This window comes from Psychrobacter immobilis, from assembly GCF_003148585.1.
GTDB lineage: Bacteria > Pseudomonadota > Gammaproteobacteria > Pseudomonadales > Moraxellaceae > Psychrobacter > Psychrobacter immobilis.
In genome coordinates this window covers 44,828-68,650 of record NZ_QGGM01000018.1, presented here as the reverse complement: position 1 = coordinate 68,650, position 23,823 = coordinate 44,828, and the positions used below count along the sequence as shown (strand labels likewise).

The window sequence follows — 23,823 nt, the reverse complement described above, 5'->3', positions numbered from 1 at the left end:
TTGGTTGAAACGGTGTTTGGAGAGCTTAAAAACTTGTGCCAAATCGAACACTCACGCCATCGTAGTGTCACGGGGTTTATCACAAACTTGCTGTCGGGTTTGATTGCTTATTGCTGGTTTCCCTATAAGCCCACCATCAAAAACATGCCTCAGCAGAGACAGGTAGCGACATTGTAAATAGTATCAATGAGTTACAATGTGGCTTATCCCGAACTGGGGTTAAATATAAGCATTTGTGTGCAAATATCTTAATTTTATAACAGCCTAATCAACTTTTATTTTAGAAATCTCTTTTAATTTAGCAAACTTTCTTTTATTAATATAAAACGATAAATTGATACCGTTTGTAGATACTGGTTTGCGTGCTAAAGTCATCAAAATAGCGTAGAATAGTCAATCCAATTTTTTACATTGAGAAATGTAAACCCACCGACTCAAGGACATGATTATGAAAGATGAAAAATTACAGAAAGCCCTCGCCCGTATGGGTCTTGGCTCACGCCGTCAAATGGAAGAAGTCATAAAATCAGGGCGTGTTACTGTGAATAACGGCCCAGCAACCATTGGTGATCGCGTCGAACAAGGCGATGAGATTCGCGTTGACGGTCGTCAGATTAAATACACCTCTGAAAACGAAAAGCGTCGCCGTGTTATCGCTTACTACAAACCTGAAGGCGAAGTCTGCTCTGCTAAAGATCCAGAAGGTCGTCCAACCGTTTTTGAGCGTTTACCAAAACTGACTCATGATCGCTGGGTGATGGTTGGTCGCTTGGACATCAATTCAACCGGGCTGTTATTGTTTACCAATGATGGTGAGATGGCGCATCGCTTGATGCATCCGTCTGGCGAAGTCACTCGTGAATATGCGGTACGTGTATTGGGTGAAGTCACGCCTGAGATCGCTCGTGCGCTAACGGCTGGCGTTATGCTAGAAGATGGTCTTGCAAAGTTTGAAGATATCAAAGAAGGCGGTGGTGAAGGCGTCAACAAGTGGTATCACGTCCAACTAAAAGAAGGTCGTAATCGCGAAGTACGTCGTTTGTTTGAATCACAAGGCCTGAAAGTAAGCCGTCTACTACGCACGCGTTACGGTACGATTGCTCTACCAAAAGAGCTACGTACTGGTCGTTTCTTAGAACTCGACAGAAAAGATATCAATACGTTGACCGATCTAGTGAGCTTACGTCCTCGTTATGGTACGGGTCTGCATGGCGCAGCGAAAGAGAAGCAAGAGCGTATCAGAAGCAAGCCGCTTAAAGCGCGTCGCGCTACTGACAGTCGTAGCGACACTCGCAATAGCAGCGCGAAGCCTAAAAGCAGTGCTAGCCCTGCCAGCCGTGGTACGCGCAATACTCGTGACCGCAACGACAAACGCTAATTGTATCAATCTATCCTGATTTTAAATCTTTAATTGATTTAAAGTAGACCACAAAAAAGCAGCCAATGATTATTCATCATTGGCTGCTTTTTTATATAAGTTTTACAAAGAGTCGTTGTCAACCTGACGACTTATATTTAGCTATCGTGGCTATTAATATAATTCTTCATTACTCGTAGCTCTTGCAACTGCTGACTTTCCATTTGTTCTAATAATCTATCTAGACGCTGCTCAATATTATTAAATACCTGCTGTAATAACTGATTGGCTTCCGCCTTTTTTTCATTATCTGCATTGTCAGCGCTTATATTAATATTCGCTAGATGATGATGACTGGCAAGCATTTCAGGCAGCCTAGTGTGCAACATCTTATTCAATACAAACTGTTGCTCGGTTACGGCAGGCGTTTTATGCTGAGCTTGTAGTGATTTTTGATACGCTTGATAGCGGGTTACTTTTTCATCGATACGTTTTAATTGACGCAGCTGTGGCTCTGACAAATTTTTCAGGTGTTGTTTATGTAAATTTAGCTGCTGCCAACTGAGTTTGGACAATGACAACGGTGCATCATAATCCTGATAAGTGAGTACACCTGGCGAAATACCGACCGCTTTGTGTAGCGCATGCCAGCCTTTTTTACCCAAATAAAAGGTGGTGACGGTCGTTACAATGCCAATGCCTATTAAGATGCTCATATACCCTTACTCTTCATCGTTTAATCACACCACTTTGCCTTTACAGTTTAATATTCTCAGCACTCACATTCTTACCAGTTGCGCCAGTTGGATTTTCAATCGCTTTAATTTCTATATTAGCACTATTGACACTACTAACATTGCTATCGAGCTTTTGCATATCTGTCGCAGTAGCAGGATTATTAAAGCGTTTTTGTAGATAGCGGTTGGTCGCCAGCAGCTTTTGACCATCTTGATGATAAGAGGCATTCAATAAATCATCAAACTGAGTATTAATGGTACGTAATACATCTAATAGCGCTTCTTTTCCAGTCACATTAGAGTGCTTGATTTTGGTCGTGTCAGCGCGCGCGCCATCCCCCACATCTAAGTCGTGCAAGCGGCGATAGTCAGTCACAGCAAGTGGCACATGTCTGTCCATTAAATTTTGAATCATAATGTAGGTTTCATTGACCGTGTCTGTATCGTCTATCTTGCCATCATTATTGGTATCGCCATAAATGACCCGCAGCTTCTCCCCTTTTTCATTGATTTGGTCAAGTGCTGTTTTGACTTCAACAGGCAAGATTTTTTCGGGGATGTAACCCAATTGCGGCATCGCTTTGTACTCAAGCATTTTAGGCGCAGTCATTTTTTTGATACCACGATACCCCAGATATAACCCAGCGACTGGTAACACTCCATATAAAATGAACATGACAAACATCGCAGTAACTTGAGTCATTAGAGTATCCTAATTGTTGAATAAAATGGCTTAGTAAATTTCTTATTATTCTAAATAAGATAGATAGTTATTATTAAACAAAAAAATAAGGCTCTATTAAAGCCCTATATTGTTATGCATTGCATCGCTTGTGTGAAAACCATGTTAGGACGTGTCCCCAATTTAATTACAGCTCTAAATTATGTTAATTTTATAATGCCAATTAACAGCCATTATCTATTAGTAATTAACTTTTTGTCCGGCTTTTGACATAACGGTGCGTTGAAGCCAAACGATTCATCACCGTTTGATGCAGCTCATCTAACAATTCATCAAGCTCATAATCAATCTCTAAAAACAAATCCGTCAGCATGTCACCTGCCGTCATTTTTCCTTGCACCATATTGTTTTTGGTACGGTGCGGGCTAAAACGCTGTAATTGCTCGTAATGATGTAGGGCTTCTGGAATGCTCTCTGACACCAGCTTATCGATGACAAATTGGCGTTCATTATGCTGCTGTTGTTGCTGCTCATTGAGCTCACTGCTCCACTCACGATAGCGTTTTAACTTACCATTGATACGGTCTAGTATCGCAACCGCCTCGATGGGCATGGCGTTTAGGGTGGCTTCATCGACCACATCAACAAGCTCAGTCATAATCGGGCAGCGTCCATGTTTGAGATACCATAAAGTATCGGGGTCAAAAGGTGGTCTATTGGTCGGGCGCATCTGAGCGCGATTGGATATATAGCGATCAGTCAAAGGTGTCGGCGTTCTGATATCACTCACTTGCGCCAAAGCATCACAAATACGTTCGCTGCGCTCAGGCGGCGTCAGTACAGAACGCTGACTGACAGCTTGATCGTTTTTATCATTGTTTTTACTATTATTATCAGTCACCTCTATATCTTGACTGATAGCCATCTCCTGAGCATTTTGGGCTGCTAGCGTTGGCAGGTCATCTTGAGCTTGCCCAAATGACTTTAGCATTCTTGTCAGACTTACCACCATGACCTACCTTGCCCCTCGTCCCGTACACGCTTATTGCGCTCGTATTGCATAGATTTATCCAATAGCGTATCTTAACAGCTTTTTACCGCGCTGCCAGTAAGCAAAATGTCAACACCTCTCATCCGCCCCATGCTAAGCACACTATTATGAATGCGACCGACTACACCTCTGGATTCTTACTTGGGCTATCGCTCATCATCGCGATTGGCTCACAAAACGCCTTTGTACTCAAACAAGGACTCAAACGCGAGCACATATTTTTTGTCTGCTTATTTTGCGCGGTCAGTGATGCGCTATTAATCTCTGCTGGCGTTGGCGGTTTTGGCGCGGTCACGGCGCAATATCCGCAAGTGGTCAATATCGCAAAATTCGCTGGCGTCATATTCTTGCTAGGCTATGGATTGCAAAGCTTATATGCCAGTGTGCGCGTCACACATGCACTCACCGTCGAGGGACAAGTCGTCACCAGCTTAAAAAAAGCCCTGTTATTATGTTTGGGCTTTACTTGGCTTAACCCACACGTCTACTTAGATACATTGGTACTCGTCGGCATGGTTTCAACGGGTGCTAGTAGTAAGCTGGCATTTGCAGTCGGCGCAGTCAGCGCCTCATTCTTTTTCTTTTTTGCGTTGGGTTATGGGGCCCGATTACTCAAACCATTATTTGCCAAACCAAAAGCGTGGAATATACTCGATGCTTTGGTAGGGATACTCATGTTGTATTTGGCGTGGCATCTGTACCAAAGTTAAAAACAGCGATAAAGGCAAAAGTAGGTGATAGGCTAAACCATTAACACAGCTCCTAAATATAAGTATAAGTACAAAAAAAGCCAAACACCTTGTATAAATGCGCTTGGCTTTTTGGAATCTGACACTTTTACTATTTACGATACTTTTTTACGCTTTTTAGGCTTAACGAAGGTTAAGTTCAAAAAATGCTCAAGCGAGTCATCAAGGACGTCCAACCAAGGCTCGGGCAACTCAGGCGATAGCGTGCCTGTTAACGTAGAGCGATACGCCTTTTCTCTAAAGGTCATAATATTATCGGCTTTATCTTTTTGCCATTCTTTTAAGATTTCACCCTGTTTTTCAACAGCAAATTCTGGATAATCGGTCGCATTGGTTAAATCACGAATATAAGCGGCTTGAAAGTCGATTGAGTCACTGACCGTCACGCACTTCGCGTAAGTTGCCAACCACTTTTTCTCATCTGCTTCACGGTGTACCAATTCAGGCAATTCGATATCGCCCATCATCACATCGCGTGCATACCATGCTTGAGCGTCAAACATATTAAAGGTGAAATACTGATCCTGCATACCTAAATAAATGAGCTTTGGATTTGGCTGCCAGAAAATCCCTTTGTGCAAGTTGGCTGGATATAAGCAGTTATGCGTTTGCAGACGTAACTCATCGGGCATAAAGGGGAAATGAAACAGATAACCAGTACACATAATAATGGCATCAAATTTTTGGCTGCTACCATCGGCAAAATGCGCCACATCTTCTTCAAAATGGGTGACCAAAGGCACTTCTTTGATACCCTCTGGCCAATCATAGCCAAGCGCTTGCGTGCGATAGCTGATAGTGACTGATTTGGTACCATACTTATAACACTGCGTGCCAATGTCTTCGGCTGAATAACTACTGCCGATGAGCAAAATATCTTCGTCTTTGAATTCTAAGGCGTCACGAAAATCATGCGCGTGCAGAATGCGACCGGGGAAAGCTTCTAACCCTTCAAAGTAAGGCATGTTTGGCGTGGAAAAATGACCCGTCGCCACGACGACATAATCAAACTCTTCCACTTCTTGCTCATTGGTTTTATGATTCATCACCGTCACGGTGAATTTTTGCGTCTCATCATCAAATGATACCCAACGTACTGGGCATTCAAAGCGAATGTATTTTTGGATATCTTGTTTATCGATACGCCCCATAATGTAGTCTTTTAGGACTTCACGCGGTGGGTATGAGGGGATCGCTTCACCAAAATGCTCGTCAAACGAATAATCAGCAAATTCTAAGCACTCTTTGGGACCATTGGACCACAAATAACGGTACATACTACCGTGAACAGGCTCACCATTTCTGTCTAATCCTGTGCGCCAGCTATAGTTCCACATGCCACCAATAGCGTTTTGCTTTTCATAACACACTATCTCAGGTAAGTTTTTTGCGCCAGCCAAACGAGCCGCTTCAAAAGCGCGTAATTGTGCTAAACCACTTGGACCTGCACCTAAAATAGCAATTCTTTTATTACTCAAGACTAACTCCTATGATAATAGTTGTCTGTCCACTGTAACATATTTTTATTAATGGTGTTTTTTCGAATACTTTTGGTGATTAATTAGCCATAGCTTAAGACATGACTATTCTCAAAAAATGGCTTCTAACCGAATCTTTGATTTTTAAATTTGATATGAGTTGGCACATACTTTTCATTAGGACGTATTAAACATGCATAAATCAGCACTGTCAGGTTAAATACACAACACGCCCTAAGAGGAATAAGTCAAAAAACTGACGGACAAACATAACGTAGCAGCGTCATTACACTAAATCAGGAAATAAAGTGCGTAAGCCATTAACGATAATTTCGATAGAAACTGCCGCCAATAACATCCCCATAATTCGGCTCATGATGTTCAATCCAGTATCACCCAGCAAGCGACTGATACGACCTGCCGCCATCAATGCTAGATAGCAAAACAGACTGATAAATAAACCAGCAATCAATATGGCAGATACTTGCAAAATACCAGAGACTTGTGAAGAATAAATAATCACCGTCGAGATACCGCCCGGTCCAATCATCATTGGAATAGCGATAGGCACAACCGCTGCAGCCATGGTGGGCGGCGCGTCTTGTACATGGTCAACATCGAAGTTTTCTTGATCGGGCTTCACGGGATTACCGTCGCCATTCATCATATTAAGAGCAATCAAAAACACCAAGATACCACCTGCCAGCTGAAACGAGCCGATAGAAATACCAAGTGCTTTTAGTAACGTCTCGCCTGCTACCGTAAAAAAACTAATAGTGATAAAAATCGTCAAACAAGCAACACGCGCCACTTTGCGTCGATTATTCATCGAATAACCACGGGTCAAATCCAAAAATAACGTCAAAGCGCTAAAGGGATTAATCAGTACCATAAAGGCTAAGATTATCTTGATGATTTCAGTATTCACTGAGCGCTCGCTTGTCTATTAGTCAAATCGGGCAAAAAGATAAGGTCATCGTGCGAGTACAACGATGACCCAATAGATGGTTAACAATAACTTTGTAGTTTATATTGTATCATAGGCAGATAAGCTAATTAAATCATTAACTTTGCTTACCTTTCTGGCAGCAGACTATCAACGAAAATAGAGGCTCAACATTGACCTATCAGCCACTATTTGGCCGGTAAAAAACCTCATAAAGCCTAATCGCTAAAACAGGTATGTAAAGACAGGTATGTTGAAAATCATGCGCTAAAATCAAGACCGATATCTAATGCCGTGGTACTGTGCGTCAAATAACCCATGGCAATAAAATCAACACCCGTTTTTGCTGCTGCTTGCACGGTTTCAGGAGTAATACCACCTGAAGCTTCTGTTCTAGCGCGGCCTTTACACATCGTTACTGCCTGCGCTAGTATTTCAGGGGACATATTATCTAATAGCACCAAGCTCACGCCAGCGTCTAGTGCCTGCGCTAATTGCGCTAAAGTATCGACTTCTACTTCGATGGGAATTAAATGCCCAGCGAAGTTTTGCGCTTGCTCAATCGCAGTCTTTATATCACCAGCGATGGCAATATGATTGTCTTTGATTAAAATAGCATCATCCAGTCCCAGACGATGGTTGCGCCCGCCGCCGCAGCGTACCGCGTACTTTTGTACAATGCGCAAGCCTGGAATGGTCTTACGTGTACAAGTAATTTGCGCAGGATACTCTGCCACACTATCTACAATTTTTCTGGTATCTGTCGCAATACCACTCAAGTGGGTCATAAAATTGAGCGCGGTACGTTCTGCTGTCAGTAAATGGCGCGCATTACCACGCACACTAGCCAAGACTGTACCCGCGTCAACCCATTCACCATCAGCAACTTGAGCCAAAAACTCAATCCGAGGATCAACCATCGCAAACGATAAACGTGCCAAATCCATACCACATATCACGCCTGCTTGCCGCGCTTTAATCTCTAGCTTCGCTTGCATATTGGCTGGAATGGTGGCTTGTGATGTGACATCTCCGCGTCTGCCCAAATCTTCAGTTAGCGCAACTTCAACCAAAGGTTTAAGCAATACATCATCCAATGCTGGTTCTTTTTTAACTGTCATTTTTAACCCTTAAATAAACGTGGCGTTCATATATGCTTCTGCAATTAAACTCAAAATGAGCATAAATATAGCGTAAAGTTAACAGCCTCGCAAGGAACCGTCATCATTTTGTGCAACCGATAGGGTTTTATAATCATCAAAATAAAGATGGCAAGGTAGTATATTGACGCCTATTTACGCTTAGGCAACTTACTATCCATCAATAAGCTTTGTAGTTCAATATCATGACGAAAGCGATAAAGCTTGGCAGGACGACCACGTTGGGCGTTACTACTCTGTCCTGTCTCCATCACAAGTTTTTGTGAATCTAGCAAACGACGAAAATTTTGCTTGTGCAAGCGCACTCCTGAAAGCGCTTCTACGCTTCGTTGTAATTGTGACAAGGTAAATACATCTGGCATCAAGCCAAAAATAAGCGGTCGGTACTCAATTTTGGCACGCAGCCGTGAAATAGCCGTTGCAATCACTCGGCGATGATCATAATACATCGGCACACCAATGAGCTGTGACCAGTTTTCAGGTAGCTTATTCTGATGGCTCGGTTGGTAAGCACTTTGATGAACGCTTTGATGATTCATTGAATAGCTGGGTAGATAGTTTGGTGCTTCCGGTATCAGTCCCGCTTCATACAGCATCTCATAGCGCAGTAACACATGCTCAGCGACCCACTCTCTATTTTCATAATGCTCATAGGCTGTGTATTCATTATCCGCATTTTCACTTGTGGTCATATTACCCACTAAGAGCGCTTCACTTACACCCCAACATAAACCAATACGCTGACGGCGGCGCTGCTGAATGCCTGAATCTTTAGCGCTATCTGCCCAGCTCAATAATGCTGGCACAATATTATTCATAATGATGCTAGGTATGCCATCCAAATGATTTTCCCAAGGAAAGTAATCATACCAATCGCGCCACAATGCTTGGCTTTGTAACTGCTGCGTTTGTGTCTCTTGCACCAGTCCCAAATAGCTCACGTAGACCAGTGCATGACCATCAACATTGCGCCTATTGGTATCGACAAAGGTGTATAGCTGCTCCAAATAACCAAGTGGTTGTTGTGTTTGCTCCTCAACCCATTGGCGCACACCCGCTTGCAATGAACGATGCAACGGCATCAATGGACCATTGGGTAACAGCTTTCCTTGATCAACGGTTAAGACCCGAGCGGTATGCTCAGTAATGGCGACTAGCACAGCCACGACTTCTGTGGTGCCACTACCTTGCTGATGCGCGTGTGAATAAGACAACGTCATGACTTTAGTGATTACCTTTTATTTTAATTATTAAATAAAGCTCAACTGCTAAGCTGTTGACCATTTGCTCAGTATAGCTTGAATCAACGATTATCATAGTTCGTGGTTGTAATTATATAAAATGAGTCTTTATAAATCATAAATGTACAAATCATAAATGTACAAATCATAAATGTATAAAAAATACTTGTATTTATGCTCAAAATGAGCATAATTAAAACATCTGACTAGCCATCGATATTAATTGACTTATTTTTAGCGGCATATTGATTGTCGTTACTGCCTAAAAGGTTTGCATCTATGAAAACTTATCCTTACGACGCGCCCATCATGAGTAATGACAATCGCATTGCGACACAAATGAATATTGAATATGCCAAAGCTAAAATGCCAGCAGACTTGCCGCGTGCTGAACGTCTCATAGTCGAGGAAAACATTAAACAGCTATTAAAAGCGCATAATGCAGTATTGGTCGCCCATTATTATGTCGACCCCTTTATTCAGGATTTGGCATTGGCAACGGGCGGCTGTGTGGGTGATTCGCTGGAGATGGCACGCTTTGGGCAAGCGCATAGCGCCCAGACCTTAGTGGTCGCTGGCGTCCGCTTTATGGGTGAGTCGGCGAAAATCTTAAGTATGGAAAAAACAGTACTGATGCCAGACCTAGAAGCCGAGTGTTCGCTTGATTTGGGCTGCCCTGCTGACGAGTTTTCCGCATTTTGTGATGCTCACCCTGAGCGTACGGTTGTCGTTTATGCCAATACCAGCGCCGCCGTCAAAGCCCGTGCCGACTGGGTGGTGACGTCATCGGTTGGCATCGATATCATTCGCCATTTGCATGCTAATGGTGAAAAAATCATCTGGGGTCCTGATCGCCATTTAGGTAAATATATTGCTAAAGAGACGGGCGCAGATATGCTGCTTTGGCAAGGCTCGTGCCTCGTACATAATGAGTTTAAAGCGACCGAGCTCATGCAACTTAAAAAGGAACACCCAAATGCCAAAGTATTGGTGCATCCTGAATCCCCTGATAGCGTGGTGGCGCTCGCCGATGTGGTTGGCTCGACCAGTAAGCTGTTGCAATCGACTCATGAGATGGATGCCGATACCTTTATTGTCGCCACCGATTTGGGTATTTTGCACGAAATGCAAAAGCGCTCACCAAATAAGCGTTTTTTGGCTGCACCTACTGCAGGTGAAAGCGCCAGTTGTAAGAGCTGTGCCTTTTGCCCATGGATGGCAATGAATGGTCTAAAAGGTATTGAACAGTGCTTGACGCAGCGCAGCGGTGAAGTTTTGATGACGCCTGAGCTGGCAGTCGCGGCTAAAAAGCCTTTGCAACGTATGCTTGATTTTGCCGAAGCGCAAAAGCAACGTGTGACAGCGAGCGGTGATATTGTCAAAGACCGTGAGCTGTTTGCCAATGTCGGGGCTGCCTAATATGAGCGCGGCATTTACAGCGGAATCATTAGGTCTCGATAGCCCTGCTGCTATGGTACAAACTGACGTACTTATCATTGGCGCGGGATTAGCAGGCTTAAGTACGGCTCTAGCATTACCAAAATCGCTGAATATTACTGTATTGAGCAAAGCCGCCTTAGAAATTTGCTCCAGTCATTATGCCCAAGGTGGCATCGCGGCAAGCTTGGATAAAGAGGACTCTGTCGCTGACCATATCGCTGATACCCTAATCGCTGGCGCAGGGTTATGCGAAGCTAATAATACCAGGCGCATTTTAAGTGCCGGGCAACAGGCAGTGCAATGGTTATGTGAGCAAGGCGTGCCTTTTACGCAGATACCGCAAGAAGATAATGCAAAACCTTTCACCAAACTACAAACTGCTGACTTACATTTAACCAAAGAAGGCGGGCATGGTTGCAGGCGGGTTGCACATGCGGATGATGCGACTGGTCGACACATTATGGAAGCCTTGACTATAAAGGCGAAAAACGCTGCCAATATCACTATTTCACCTTATCATGAAGCGCTGAGCCTTTTAACAAACAGTGCCAATCCAAATAAGCAATGCCAAGGGGCGCAAGTTTTTGATCATAATAATCAACGACAACTGACTTTTTATAGTCACGCAGTCGTACTGGCTAGTGGTGGCATGGGTCAATTATTTAAGCGTGCCAGTGCACCAAATGTCTGTGTCGGCGATGGGGTTATGATGGCATGGCAAGCGGGCTGCCGCTTAGCAAATTTAGAATTTATCCAATTTCATCCGACGGGCTTAGCAGTGGCAGACAGTAGTTTTTTAATATCGGAAGCACTACGCGGTGAAGGTGGGCGGCTGACCTGCCCGCAAACCGGTGCGCGCTTTATGTTGGAAATTGATGAACGGGCAGAATTGGCACCACGCGATATCGTCGCTCGCGCCATCGCTGAGCAGATCAGTAATAACGGACTTGGCTACGTACATTTAGATGTCAGTCATTTGCCAGACCAATTTTTACGGGAGCATTTCCCACAGATTTATCAAACATTATTCAACCTCGGAATTGATATGACTAGGGAACCTATCCCCGTTGCCCCGACTGCGCATTATAGTTGCGGTGGCGTGGTTACTGACGCCAATGGTGTAACCGATGTGACAGGGCTTTATGCAGCTGGCGAAGTTGCCTATACAGGTTTGCATGGTGCGAATCGCTTAGCAAGTAATTCACTTTTAGAATGCGTAGTCGTTGGGCGCAATATCGCTGCTGACTTACCGCGATATTTAAAAGCATTAGACAATCTAGATACCGTTGACGTTTATGATAATTTACATTTATCAGCAACTGCCATCTGGACAGCACCAACGCTCAAAGATATTCAAGCTATTAAGCTTCCTTCTTCTCCTACCATTCTATTTAATTTATCTCATTGTGATGACACTGATATCATTACCCATGATTATGCTGGCAAAATAGTCACAGAATTAAAAGTTTTAATGACCTCCTATATGGGTATCACTCGAAATGCCGAATCATTAGAGCAAACATTAATACAGATACTGCAATGGCAACAGTGGCTTGAAAAAACCAGATTAAATCAGTCCAGTATGAGTACTTTAGATGGCACTATCACTGCTAATGAGCTGACACTATTTCAATTAGCACGACAATTACAATTAGCCACGTTGGTTATTCAGTCAGCTTATCAGCGTTATGAGAGTCGCGGTGGTCACTATCGTCAAGACTATCCATATTTGGCATCCACACCTCGAACCAGTGTGATTGCGCCATTATCGAAGTTGAGAGAAGCTGACAAAACAGGCAGCAAAGAGGGTGGCATTGATTGGCTGCTTCAGCCTATAATCGATAACACAGAGGCTAGAGTGGTAAATACAGTTGCTAACATCTAACAGCAATTGGAGGCTACCACTTTAGCCATGAAAAACGGTAATCCACCGTTTTCTATTGACCTCAAAGTGCTAAAAACATGGCTACTGATACGCTGTTTGTGATCGGACTTATGATGGTCGTCAGTGTGACGTGGGGCATGCTTGCCCTACCTCGCTTACGTCAGCGCTTACCGAAAATCTATTTGATCGCCCGCTCATGGTGGCTCATGTTAGCGGCGCTTTGCGCGTGTTATGTTATCGCTAAGATAACGGATAATAGCCAACCCTCACAGCCTCCTACCTACCCCTACCAGTGGCTGCTTATTGCTTTTTTCGTTTTAATTGGTCTGCGTGGCGGCTATGAGATCAAACGCTTATGGTGTCTGCGCAACAAAGCTGTGCTGATTGAGAAACTGCAAGCGCGCGGTTTACAACCCAAGATATTGCCTTTTAGCCAAACCTCTTCCCATTCTACTCAAGCTTATACGCGTCTAAATCTGTTAGACCTAATCTTTAGCTTTGCTTTTATCACACTGATTGTCAGCCTCATTGCCTTACAACAATTAATCTGGCAGCGCGAGCAGTATGGCGTTTTGTTTTTTGTGTTATTCGCCAGTCAATTTAATGATATTGCCCAGTATTTATGTGGACGATTGCTTGGTCACAAGTTGTTTAAGCGTGGTCTTGCCCCAACCATTAGCCCGAATAAAAGTATCGAAGGCGCTCTTTTCGGCAGTATGCTAGCGGCGATATTGGCAACGCTATTAGGCATTTGGCTCACGCCTTTTAACTGGTGGATTTGCTTATTAGCCGCTTACGGCTTAGCGGTCAGTGGTATCGCTGGAGATTTATTAGAATCCGCCTTTAAACGTCAGCATGGGGTGAAAGACACGGGTACGATACTCGCCGGACATGGCGGCGTATTAGACAGAGTAGATAGCTTACTCATTGGCGTGCCGCTATTTACCTTGTTTTATTGGCTGCTTGGGTAACCTATTATCAAGTAGTTTTATCCAACTTACTGCGTAATATCCAATTAAGCACAGGCTTAGGCAAATGATTGAGCGCTCGAGTGATATAACGCATGGAGCGCGGAAATACTGCCAGCTCAACATCATCATCAATGGCTTGCATAACATGCTTAACCGCCGTTTGTGTATTTATTATGAATGGCTTATGACTGGCATCGCCGTCATTCAAATCGCGTAATGCTTGGGTATCGATATAACCTGAGGCGATGCAGTTGACTTGGATATGATACGGCGCAAGTGCCGCTCGATAAGCGCTGGCAGTCGCAATCATGGCGCGTTTGCTTTTGGCATAAAGACTGGCATAAGGATACTCCATGGTACCGGCGATAGAAGCGATACAGATTATGCTCAGTCTAGAATTTTTGTCCATATCCAATAACTGACTTTGACGCTTCATCTGCTCACTTGCCCACCTAAAAACCTGCTCAAATGCTTGCAGATTAATCGTTAGTATTTTATCGCTGTCAGCTTGACTTAGATGATGAATACGCTCATTGGTGTAACTACCCGCGCTATAAATTACTCTTTGAAAACTAATATCTGACAAGTTATCTACCAACGTTTGTGTTTGCGCGCTATCGGTTAAATCACAGCAGTGAGTAACAATGTCAGGATGCTGACTATTGATATGGGCTATCTTCTCTACGCTATGACCAACCACGCTCACTTGCCAGCCAAGCACCTGATGATGCAGCGCCAACGCCAAGCCAAGTCCACTCGTACCGCCGAAAACGATAAGATGCGACGGCTTATGAGCTGAAGTCGACTTTATAAGATTTTTCATAGCTCATGCTGCTGTATATAGTCAGCCGTACGCTGATAGCCATATTGCCATTGCGCCTGCATTTGCTGCACAAAGCCATCATAGTCACTGTGAATGAGTTCAACCGTCATTTGCTTTATATTAAAACGCTTTTGTACATGCTGTCTTGCCAACTGCTGACCATTATCTGCAAAAGGTAACCAATGCAATTGATGGCTATTTCTTTCTGACTTCATAAGTGATGACGTTTCCATTGGCTGATAACCATGCACTTGTGCCAAGCGCTCATTTGGGTCAAAACCAAAAACACGCTGAATCGCAGGTGCAGCAAGATAAGAATCATAACCTGCCTTGGTCTCTGCAAATACCGTCTGTCCCAGTTGACATGCTAGCTCAATAGGAGTGAGATTAATAACGCCACCCAAACACCAGCCGAGCGTTACAATATGCATGGGCGGTAGATAATACATATCTGCCATAGAAACACGAACCGCTGAATTAAATTCCCACTGCTTTACGATATTTACTGACTGATGGATACGCCTATCGGCAAACGTATGCACTGGTGAGTTAAGCATTTGCTCAAAGTGCTCTGATGCTGCCAAACGCGGTGGCGCAAATAATAACTCTTGTAGTTTAAACTCATCGTAAACAGAACTATCAGCAGTAGGCGTTTGATTGCTGGGTTGATTGGGTGCTTGATACAGTCGGCTAGCGATAATGGCTATCTCTGGCACGGCGGTATTAAACGAATTATTATTCTGCTTGGGAGAAAAACAAGACAATTCATCGAGCCATTGCCCCTCGTTATCTATCCGAAACATCGCTAACTGCTGCAACTCATCTAATAGTCGCTCATAGTTATCTGCTTGCTGCTGTTTTTGGCGGTTAGACCGCTGCCGTGACAAGCGCCAACGTTTAAGCGCCTGCGTCATATAACGTATTTTTAAACGTTTATTGGTTTCGTCTGGCGCGACATGTCTGATTGCAGTGATGGCACGGTACAACTCACGGCTGCACATGAGCTCCTGCAAATCCTTGGGGTCAGGCGCTAGATTGACCAAATAAGCCGACAGACTGCCACCGCAAGTGCCGACGATGATATCTGGCGTCAAATCATGAGCAACCAATGCCGAATAACTGCCCAAATAATAGCCAAAACGTGCGCCGCCCCCTGAAAAAAGCTGCACACGCTCATAAGGCTTGGCGCTTTTAATATTTAAAGGCTTGGCACTTTTATCACTCATCTATTATTCATCTATCCCTTTTCAGCATTTGGTGCTGTTTTAATCGCTAGCGACACGGTAAAGATACCAAAACGATCGATACGCATAGCGACTTTCTTAAAGCCAGCATTCTCAACCAATTGATCCATTTCCGCTTGTGAGCGGCAGCGCATCACCCAACTACTACCACGATGATTGTTTAAGGTTTTACTGATAAACTCCTGCTCAGGATGCCACGGCTGATTGGTATAAAGTAAATAACCATCAGATTTTAAACTGTCATAAATGCCTGCCAATGCTGTCGCTGGTAGTGTATTGTCAGAAAATAATTCAAACACGCCAGAAGCAATGGCGATATCAAATTTTTTATCATCAAGGCTTTTATCATTGTCACTTGCCTTCTGTAAATGAGAATAACTGGCAGGGTCAAATGCATCTTTTTGACAAGTGATGAGTCGATTAGCAATCTCTAACTGCTCTGCTTTGGCTTGCAATGCTTGGATATTATGCATCTCGTAATCACGTAGCTCAGCGTGCAACTTGGTAAACTCTGTCAGTAAATCAAAGGCATAAAAGCCATGTCCACTAGCGATATCGAGTAGTTTTGGTTGGTATGGTTTAGTAATGCTCTGGTTTTTGTCTTCAATATCTGCCAGAGCTTCACGTGCTAGCTCCAATATATGCTCACGGCGGATACGAATTCCTTGCCAACCAATATTGCTCAAGTAAAACTTATCGACTGCCTGACCAAATTTATTCTGCCCGCTCGGTTGATTATAATAAACGTGATCGAGTGAGTGCCCCGAATCGAAGCCATGCTCCAGTCCTGTGGCAATCGCGTCGCTGACATGACCAAATTTTTGCATGGCAAATCGAGTAATGGCAAAGCTTGGGTTAAAGGGTTTAATCGCTAAACGGTCAACCTTATCTTTACTGGCACTATTAAGATGAGCCGCGCTTAAATCAGGCGCTTTAACGTCCTTACTGAATACTTGCTCAGCGAAATTAATACAATCCGCGAAGACGTCTGCTTTATTGGTCTCATGAAAGATTGCATGATAACTGTCTGGATATAATTGCCAGCGTTTATCGGTAGCATTAATCGCCTCATAAAAATCGCGTTCAGCTTGCTTATCGACCACGTAATCCTTGCCTGCACATAATACAAACGTCGGTACAGTAATAGCGCTAGCATCATCGAGCAAGCGTTGACCGGTTGCATGAGTATCGATAAGCAGATCAGTTGAAATACTATTAGAAATCAGTGGATCGGCATTATAAGCTTGCTGCGCGTCTTTATCATGGGTTAAGACTTGCGCCTTGACGTAGCTGCTCACGCGTGACATCAGTCCAAGCGCGCGAGCCACCTTTAGCGACGGTATGGCAAATGGCATGTATAAGCGAATACTCAACGCTGGTGTACCCAATATCATGCCGCGAATATTTGGAGCATAATCATGTACCCATGCTGCGGCGAGTACCGCGCCGATACTACTGGCGACGATTAAGGTATCCTCGATAGCAATGCCCGTTTTCCCGATAACCAATTGCACAAAGCCGTCTAGATCGCGCTCAAGCTCGGTGACGCTTTCGGCATGATCCTTGATACCACCCGAGCGCCCATTACCACGCGCATCCCAAGCGAATACTTGATAGCCTGCTGCCGCAAACTGTTGCCCAAGTTCTGCTAGTCGTCCCGAATGCTCGTGACCACGATGTAACAGAATGACTTGACGCAGAGGCTGACTGGCTTTTTTTATACCCTCTAAAGGCATCGTCAGCCAATAACGGTAATAAATCGCCGTGCCATCGTAAGCATTGTAGCAACTTTCACCGCTTATCAATTTGGAAGACGATAAATTGAGCGTATCGCTAACCTGCTCCACTTTTTCATGACTATCGAGAGGGGTGGTCGGCATTATCTTAGGCTCCAAAAAGGAAGTTTTAATAGCAAAATTTGATAAAGGGGCATTTAATGAAGAAAAATTTGATGAAACAGCATCGAAAAATAGCGTATTGGGTTGACCAACATTCTCTTGGCAACCAAGAAGAAAAACTGATTTATGCGATGACTCTGGTATTAACTCAAGAGTTTCTGAGTGATTTGAGCGAAGCGCGGGTGGTTTACGCATCAAGTATAAATCTGCCATATAACGCAGGCGATTCAAGCAGGTTTTTAGTAGCAGCGCCTCTGTCAGTATCAATAGTGGACCCACTTTGATGTGCGATAGCACGGTCGGTACTTTAGTCACCATAAAAGCGCCAAGCAAACCCAGTAAAAAAGCACGATCGCTTTTGCCTAAAGGTCCTTGGTTTGCTCTAATGTCTAATATCGTATTACTAGTGATACCTAGTAACTCAGTGCTGATACTAAGCGCAATCAGACCAATAATATGACGCTGATGGATTGATATACGGTTTGGTAAATTGACTGTCGACGCTTGTAAATTACCATTAGCAATATGCGGAGCTAAACTTGCGATAAGCGCCGTATCAGCCACGATATCACCCACTTCATTAAGCACTGCCCCAAGCCTTGAGGCTTGCCCATGCTCACGCGCCATCATGCCATCGATAGCATTGAGCGCCATACGCACAAACAGTGATGAAGGTAACAGCAACCATAATGCCTGCTGCTCAGTTGCGGGTTTGGCAATCATATAGGCCGTACCAAGGCTCAGTACTACGGCTGACACCGTCACTTGATTGGCAGTCACCTTTTGCTCGACCAACGCATCACTTATTGGGCGCAGCTGATCTTGAAACTGAGACTTGAGCTGATATAGCGACATGAGGCAAGCCAAATATAGTAAGTCTATTAATGTAGCAACAAAAGTTGGTCAGGTAAATACTTAAGCGTTGTTAGCAGTCAAATTATCATGAATGAAATCCTGACTTACGGCTTAGTGATTCACGATTTTATCTTAACGCTCAATAGTTCGTCGTCAAACAGTCGGCTTTTACAAGGAATCTTAGCCGCTCATGGCAGCATTGATCGTTTCATGTGATACAATTTCCAGCTTCTTAAAAACGCCTTTGAAAATGCCGCGAGCCAATCACCATGCAAAGCCTAGTTACCCTTGTTCTGGTATTAATGCCAATGTTTATTGGCTTTGCCATTCCTTCTCATCCAACCATGACAAAGCTTGCAGATAAAGGCTTATCTTATCTGGTATTTATCATCTTAGCGCTGATTGGTATCGAGCTGTCACAAGTTGAAGGACTTGGCAGTCAGATAGGCGAAATTGCCCTTTATGTGACTATATTATCGATATTGACAATTGGCAGTGGTTTATTTGCCCTGATGTTATTTGACCGACTGCGTCCATGGCATGCCAAAAAACCCAGCGTAAAATCTAAAGAACATCGCGTGAGTATCCGTGGTAGCCTCGCTCAAGTTATTTGTGTGGTCATTGGTATGGTGATTGGTTATTTCTTACCGGACAATTATATGCCGCCTGAAAATACCATGACGGTGATGCTGATGATATTAATTTTGTTGGTCGGCATTGGCTTAAAAGGCTCAGGTATTACGCTAAAAGAAGTGCTGCTGAATAAGCGCGGCGTTGAGATGAGTGTCATCTTTACACTAGCTGTATTGGTTGGTGGCTTGATATTTGCGCTGATGTTCAGTGAGGTATCGTGGACCAAAGGCTTGGCACTGGCGTCAGGGTTTGGTTGGTATTCGTTATCAGCGATTGTGATGACCGATGCTTATGGCGCGGTTTGGGGCAGTGTCGCGCTCTTTAATGACTTGGTGCGTGAGTTTTTTGCGTTGATATTTATTCCCGTGTTTATGCGTAAATATCCATCAGCAGCAGTTGGGCTTGGTGGCGCGACCAGTTTGGATTTTACCTTGCCAATTATTCAGCAATCTGGCGGTCTAAAAGTAGTGCCTTTAGCGATTAGTTTTGGCTTTATTATTAATATTGCCTCGCCAGTGCTGATGGTGGTATTTTCAGCGTTGGGGTAAGAATAATTTTTAACGGTTGAAGAAAATCAGTCGTTATTATTCGAACAGTTCACAGTGCTTGGCATATTCACCATATTTTTGCATATCAGAATCATATTCAAGATTCATCAAATCATGAACTTCACTACTCGCCATTAAAGTTGCGCGGCGTTGTTTTGCCTCAATATTTTTAAGATTGAGCTTTTCAAAACTTGGATCTATAAACGCTGTATCTGTAACTATAATCTTATTTGAGCACTCATAAGTACGGATACGCTCAGCATCGATATTATATTGCAACACTAAATTATTCTTAATAATTAGCGCGCGATTGCGTGATAAAGAATCGAAACCAAAAGTCGCTAAAGCATCTTTATCTATTTCACTTGTCGCTGCATGACCGAAAATAAAAACATTGGCTTTTGGGCGATCATTAAGACTTTCTGCTATTTTCACAAATACTGCATCATAGATATCAAATAGCTGACTGCTCATTTGCGAGAAAAACCCATTGAACTCCATTTCAAGTGCCTCGCCTTCCTCAATTATTATTTCACAGCCTTTAGCATCAATTACTACATTGGGTCGCGTTTCAGGGCATTCGTCTATAGCATCAAGCACACCATCGCTATCTGCCTGCATCGTTCTGATATTTTCATATTGAGGCAAGGTTTTAGCCGCTACGATTTCAGTCGTTTGACAGCCTGCTAAACCAATAAATAATGCCAGTAGCAATAAATTTCCATAGTTTCTATTTGTCATTGCTACTCTCTTTTCATTCAGAATAATTTAAGGCTTTATCTGTCATCACTTTCAGTTTTTTTGAAATGTTTAATATATTACTTAACATTACTAATAAGCGCATAGATACGCTGGTTGAGCCAACTGTTTTCGATATCATTTGGCGCAATTGGACGTTCTGATCCATAGTAAAAAGTCTTAATACGATCAGGATCAATATTATATGTCATGGTCATATAATTTTTAACTCCTTCCACGCGGTATCTTGATAATGTTTGATTTGCATTATTGTCTTCACGTTTGGATATATGCCCTTCGATATGCATAACAGCGTCCAAATGATCTTGCATTTTTTTGCCTGCGTTATCTAGCTGTTCATAATACTCACTTTTTATCTCACTGCTATTTTCATCATAATAGGCTCTAGCTTCCATCATAAATTCATTTTCACCAAAAAGTAAGGAATCTGGACACCCTCTTTCATCTATCACTACGTTAAAAGGTGTACCTGGACATTCATCTATAGCATCAAGCACACCATCGCCATCTGAATCAATCTCTGCTTGCATCGTCCTGATATTTTCATCTTTAGGTATCTTTTTAGACGGCGCAGTTGTAGTAGTTTGACAGCCAGCTAAAGCAATAGATGCTGTTAATAATAAAACGCTATAGAATTTCAAAGTAATTCTTCCTTAATGTGGTCCGAAGCTCATTCATATATTAAGTAAAATCTGAATTAAGCCATCGGTAACGCTTTATCCACTCGACAAGCCCTATCATGCCAATCGACCAAAGCCTTTATCGCTACAGACTGTAATTGATGACTGGCTTCCCTGCCAGCAAAACTCTCGACATAATGACAAGCACGATAGCCTTGGGTAAAACGATCATAGTCAACAATCCACTGCTTACGCGCTTTTAACTCATCTTGACGTTGCTCAATGCTATTATCCACATCGGTATTATCAGAGCCAAACCAAAAGTCCTTAGCAGGGATATCTTTAGCCAACTTATTATTTTCAACCTCACTCAGACGCCACGGCTTGGCAGTAATCCGTGCTCGAAAGCACTGCTGCACCTGACATAGACGCACATAATTGGTATCCGCATGGAAATACGCAAACCATTCCGCGACTAACCTATTACTTGGCAATACAACATCGTGAGTGGCGATAATACGAAAACCTGCGGGCGTCTGATATAAACGAAAGGACTCGGTAGGATGATTAGCAATACGTTTTTTGATTAAATCTGTCATATAAGGCAGTAACGAGGCGGCGTCATCGGCATATTTTTGCGCGCGGGCCTTGTCTTTAACACTGGCTTGTTGCCACAAATAAGCAGTCGCACCAATCATAACAGCCAATAACCACAACCATGATAGTCCTAGCCAAGCGATGACACTGGCAATAAGTATAAAGACAATAACAAAAGCCCAAACTTTTATTTTGGTTGTTGGATTGCTTTGATTAATGAGAAAGGCAGGCATAAAGCCATGATGGTTATAATCATAAGGATATTTTTGATGCAATAAATCATCATTATCAACATCAATAATGGCGATATTATCGACGTTAGCGACTTGTGCGCCGTAACTGTTACGCGTAACGATAAGCTTCGTTACTGCTGCACTATTATTCGATAATTTATTTTCTGGAAAATCATGCTCAGAAATAATCTCTTCACGAATAGGAATACTGTTGCCTTCGTTATACTCTTCCCTGCGCTCACGGCGTAAGATATCTTCACCTGCCAGCCAGCGCTTATGCGCCTCACTGACTCGCCATTTAGCATGGGATAGCGCTTCCATTTGGCTGATATCTGACCAACCATAACGTTTGATAGTGGCTTGCTTGGAAGGTTTACTAGACGTTTCTAGCGATTCAAAGCGCTGTTTGTGTTGCGCCCAGTATTTAGGGATAAGCATGAGATTTGCCTTCGAGTAGTTATTTTTATCTTATGGTTATTTATTAATAAATGACAAAAACTAAAACTCGATACACCTGTTTGAGCCTAGGTCATTTTGATGATAATTAGCTTTGTGGTTTTTTAAATCAGTTACTAAGCTATAAACTCTACGATTCATAGATCTGCCTTCCTCGGTGTCAGAAGGTGCAATAGAACCTTTAATACCGCAATCAAGAGTAGTCAGACGACTAGGCTCAATTCTGTGATTTAAAATTAGGTAATTTTTGACAATGAGTGCTCTATTCTTAGCCAGTGAGTTTGATTGCAACATTGAGGTAGAAGCTTTACTGACCTCATCCTTCGAGACATGAGATTCAATTTTTATAGTAGCCGTATCATAGTTATTCATCTGTTCTGCTACTCTATCAAGCTCATCATGATACTGTGGCAATAGCTCACTGCTATCCTTGGTAAAAAAAGCACGATACTCCATCAGTGGAGGCATACCAATAAGACTTGTAATCTCAGGACAACCTCTTTCGTCCACTACCACGTTTTCTGTCGTATTTGGGCATTGATCTAAATCATCAGGCACGCCGTCGCCGTCGCTATCCAAGTTAACCACAACCGTTGGCATGTTGATGGTTTGAGCTTTTTGGTTAGACAAGTCAGGCGTTTGACATGCGGATAGCGTTAAGACGCTGATCAAAACAACAAACGTACTTCTTAATAGCGTATTCATAAATTATTTCTTCTAAAGCTGCTGACAGACTTCTTTATAATACTTCAAAGAATGCTGCTCATCAGGGTAATTCCTAGAATATGCTTTATCAGCTTCTATTACCGCCCCAAAAACTCTTTGATTCAACGATGACATTTCAGCAGCAAGCTTTTCAGTTTCAATATTAGCACCTTCATTATTAACACCAAGCTGAATTTTATCCCTGCAATCAAACGCCAAAATTTTATCAGTAACAATCCCTTGCTCTACTAAATAATCTTTGACTAATTTCACGCGATTACTCGCTAAGCGTCTATTATTAGGCGTGGCGTTAGTGCCTTGACGGTTTTCAGCTTCAGCTTTGGAGATATGGCCTGATAAAATGGTAACTAAGTCAGGATTGTTACGCGTTTTTTCAGCGACCTTTTGTACTTCAGTTAAATAAGCTTCGTTGGTTAGGGTAATACTATCTGAGGTGAAATAGACTCGAATATCCATTACTAGTGACCCAATCAAATTGACCGCCACTGGACAACCATAGGGATCAACCTTGACCCCTTCAGCAGTGTTAGGACAGTTATCAATTTCATCGGGCACGCCGTCATTGTCTGTATCTGCAAGTGGTTCTATCAATACTTTAGGTGTGTTGTCTGCCTTTTTATCTATTGTATTATTTTTAGGTGTAGATTGGCAGGAGGCTAAAATAAAACTAGCTATTACGATGGCTATCGCCATCCATGACTGAGTCTTCATACGCCATCCTTAGTTTAGTTAAT

Annotated in this window: 22 protein-coding genes; 7 read left to right on the top strand and 15 right to left on the bottom strand. The window is 43.0% G+C overall.

Features of this window, described 5'->3' with window-relative positions:
• Positions 1 to 177 (top strand): transposase (locus C8D84_RS12550; protein WP_322872472.1); only part of this gene is annotated, 177 nt, incomplete at its 5' end.
• A gap of 271 nt (positions 178 to 448) precedes the next feature.
• Entirely contained in the window at positions 449 to 1,378 is a 930-nt protein-coding gene (gene rluB / locus C8D84_RS12545; RefSeq protein ID WP_109592583.1) for a 23S rRNA pseudouridine(2605) synthase RluB, read from the top strand.
• 137 nt (positions 1,379 to 1,515) lie between these two features.
• Here rluB and C8D84_RS12540 read toward each other — a convergent pair whose 3' ends face one another.
• The 3 genes from C8D84_RS12540 to C8D84_RS12530 all read right to left on the bottom strand — a co-directional run bounded on the left by C8D84_RS12540 (position 1,516) and on the right by C8D84_RS12530 (position 3,767).
• Positions 1,516 to 2,073, bottom strand: coding sequence for a hypothetical protein (locus C8D84_RS12540; RefSeq protein WP_109592581.1), 558 nt, complete (start codon positions 2,071 to 2,073; stop codon positions 1,516 to 1,518).
• A gap of 40 nt (positions 2,074 to 2,113) precedes the next feature.
• Positions 2,114 to 2,797 (bottom strand): hypothetical protein, encoded by a 684-nt coding sequence (locus C8D84_RS12535; RefSeq protein ID WP_109592579.1) that lies wholly within the window; start codon positions 2,795 to 2,797, stop codon positions 2,114 to 2,116.
• 226 nt (positions 2,798 to 3,023) lie between these two features.
• A complete protein-coding gene (locus C8D84_RS12530) occupies positions 3,024 to 3,767 on the bottom strand; it encodes a hypothetical protein (RefSeq protein WP_109592576.1) in 744 nt (247 codons plus the stop codon).
• Positions 3,768 to 3,934: 167 nt separating this feature from the next.
• Between C8D84_RS12530 and C8D84_RS12525 the strand changes: the two genes are divergently transcribed.
• A complete protein-coding gene (locus C8D84_RS12525; RefSeq protein WP_109592574.1) occupies positions 3,935 to 4,537 on the top strand; it encodes a LysE/ArgO family amino acid transporter in 603 nt (200 codons plus the stop codon).
• A 134-nt stretch (positions 4,538 to 4,671) separates the two neighbouring features.
• Here C8D84_RS12525 and C8D84_RS12520 read toward each other — a convergent pair whose 3' ends face one another.
• From C8D84_RS12520 to C8D84_RS13905, 4 genes are all read right to left on the bottom strand, one after another.
• On the bottom strand, positions 4,672 to 6,054 hold the full coding sequence (locus tag C8D84_RS12520; RefSeq protein ID WP_109592572.1) for an NAD(P)-binding domain-containing protein: 1,383 nt from the start codon (positions 6,052 to 6,054) through the stop codon (positions 4,672 to 4,674).
• Positions 6,055 to 6,340: 286 nt separating this feature from the next.
• Complete coding sequence (locus tag C8D84_RS12515) at positions 6,341 to 6,982, bottom strand: MarC family protein (RefSeq protein WP_083475671.1); 642 nt, start codon at positions 6,980 to 6,982, stop codon at positions 6,341 to 6,343.
• 278 nt (positions 6,983 to 7,260) lie between these two features.
• A complete protein-coding gene (gene nadC, locus C8D84_RS12510) occupies positions 7,261 to 8,121 on the bottom strand; it encodes a carboxylating nicotinate-nucleotide diphosphorylase (protein ID WP_109592570.1) in 861 nt (286 codons plus the stop codon).
• A gap of 170 nt (positions 8,122 to 8,291) precedes the next feature.
• Positions 8,292 to 9,380, bottom strand: a complete 1,089-nt coding sequence (locus C8D84_RS13905) for an NUDIX hydrolase (protein ID WP_228244548.1) — start codon at positions 9,378 to 9,380, stop codon at positions 8,292 to 8,294.
• 300 nt (positions 9,381 to 9,680) lie between these two features.
• On the opposite strand from C8D84_RS13905, the gene nadA reads away from it, so the two are divergent.
• From nadA to C8D84_RS12480, 3 genes are all read left to right on the top strand, one after another.
• The gene (gene nadA, locus C8D84_RS12490) at positions 9,681 to 10,820 is read left to right on the top strand and encodes a quinolinate synthase NadA (RefSeq protein WP_109592562.1); all 1,140 of its coding nucleotides are present in this window, start codon (positions 9,681 to 9,683) and stop codon (positions 10,818 to 10,820) included.
• A gap of 1 nt (position 10,821) precedes the next feature.
• Positions 10,822 to 12,726, top strand: a complete 1,905-nt coding sequence (gene nadB, locus C8D84_RS12485) for an L-aspartate oxidase (protein ID WP_109592561.1) — start codon at positions 10,822 to 10,824, stop codon at positions 12,724 to 12,726.
• A 77-nt stretch (positions 12,727 to 12,803) separates the two neighbouring features.
• Entirely contained in the window at positions 12,804 to 13,697 is an 894-nt protein-coding gene (locus tag C8D84_RS12480; protein ID WP_109592559.1) for a phosphatidate cytidylyltransferase, read from the top strand.
• Between the two features lie 7 nt (positions 13,698 to 13,704).
• On the opposite strand, the gene C8D84_RS12475 is transcribed toward C8D84_RS12480, so the two are convergent.
• Genes C8D84_RS12475 through C8D84_RS12465 form a run of 3 tightly spaced genes read right to left on the bottom strand, consistent with a single transcriptional unit; the run spans position 13,705 to position 18,517 of the window.
• A complete protein-coding gene (locus C8D84_RS12475; RefSeq protein ID WP_109592557.1) occupies positions 13,705 to 14,520 on the bottom strand; it encodes an SDR family NAD(P)-dependent oxidoreductase in 816 nt (271 codons plus the stop codon).
• On the bottom strand, positions 14,517 to 15,746 hold the full coding sequence (locus tag C8D84_RS12470) for a patatin-like phospholipase family protein (protein ID WP_109592555.1): 1,230 nt from the start codon (positions 15,744 to 15,746) through the stop codon (positions 14,517 to 14,519). Before C8D84_RS12470 ends, C8D84_RS12475 begins: the two co-directional genes overlap by 4 nt.
• Before the next feature lie 11 nt (positions 15,747 to 15,757).
• A complete protein-coding gene (locus C8D84_RS12465; RefSeq protein WP_109592553.1) occupies positions 15,758 to 18,517 on the bottom strand; it encodes an alpha/beta fold hydrolase in 2,760 nt (919 codons plus the stop codon).
• A gap of 269 nt (positions 18,518 to 18,786) precedes the next feature.
• Here C8D84_RS12465 and C8D84_RS12460 point away from each other — a divergent pair, with 269 nt between their 5' ends.
• Positions 18,787 to 19,698, top strand: coding sequence for a lysine exporter LysO family protein (locus C8D84_RS12460; RefSeq protein ID WP_109592551.1), 912 nt, complete (start codon positions 18,787 to 18,789; stop codon positions 19,696 to 19,698).
• Between the two features lie 36 nt (positions 19,699 to 19,734).
• Here C8D84_RS12460 and C8D84_RS12455 read toward each other — a convergent pair whose 3' ends face one another.
• The 5 genes from C8D84_RS12455 to C8D84_RS12435 all read right to left on the bottom strand — a co-directional run bounded on the left by C8D84_RS12455 (position 19,735) and on the right by C8D84_RS12435 (position 23,800).
• On the bottom strand, positions 19,735 to 20,439 hold the full coding sequence (locus tag C8D84_RS12455) for an OmpA family protein (RefSeq protein ID WP_087813837.1): 705 nt from the start codon (positions 20,437 to 20,439) through the stop codon (positions 19,735 to 19,737).
• A gap of 77 nt (positions 20,440 to 20,516) precedes the next feature.
• Positions 20,517 to 21,098: an OmpA family protein gene (locus C8D84_RS12450; protein ID WP_055124517.1), complete on the bottom strand. Its 582-nt coding sequence runs from the start codon at positions 21,096 to 21,098 to the stop codon at positions 20,517 to 20,519.
• Positions 21,099 to 21,154: 56 nt separating this feature from the next.
• Positions 21,155 to 22,345: a hypothetical protein gene (locus tag C8D84_RS12445; protein ID WP_109592549.1), complete on the bottom strand. Its 1,191-nt coding sequence runs from the start codon at positions 22,343 to 22,345 to the stop codon at positions 21,155 to 21,157.
• Between the two features lie 60 nt (positions 22,346 to 22,405).
• The gene (locus C8D84_RS12440; protein ID WP_109592547.1) at positions 22,406 to 23,068 is read right to left on the bottom strand and encodes an OmpA family protein; all 663 of its coding nucleotides are present in this window, start codon (positions 23,066 to 23,068) and stop codon (positions 22,406 to 22,408) included.
• 12 nt (positions 23,069 to 23,080) lie between these two features.
• Positions 23,081 to 23,800, bottom strand: a complete 720-nt coding sequence (locus C8D84_RS12435; RefSeq protein WP_109592545.1) for an OmpA family protein — start codon at positions 23,798 to 23,800, stop codon at positions 23,081 to 23,083.
• Between the last annotated feature and the right edge of the window lie 23 nt (positions 23,801 to 23,823).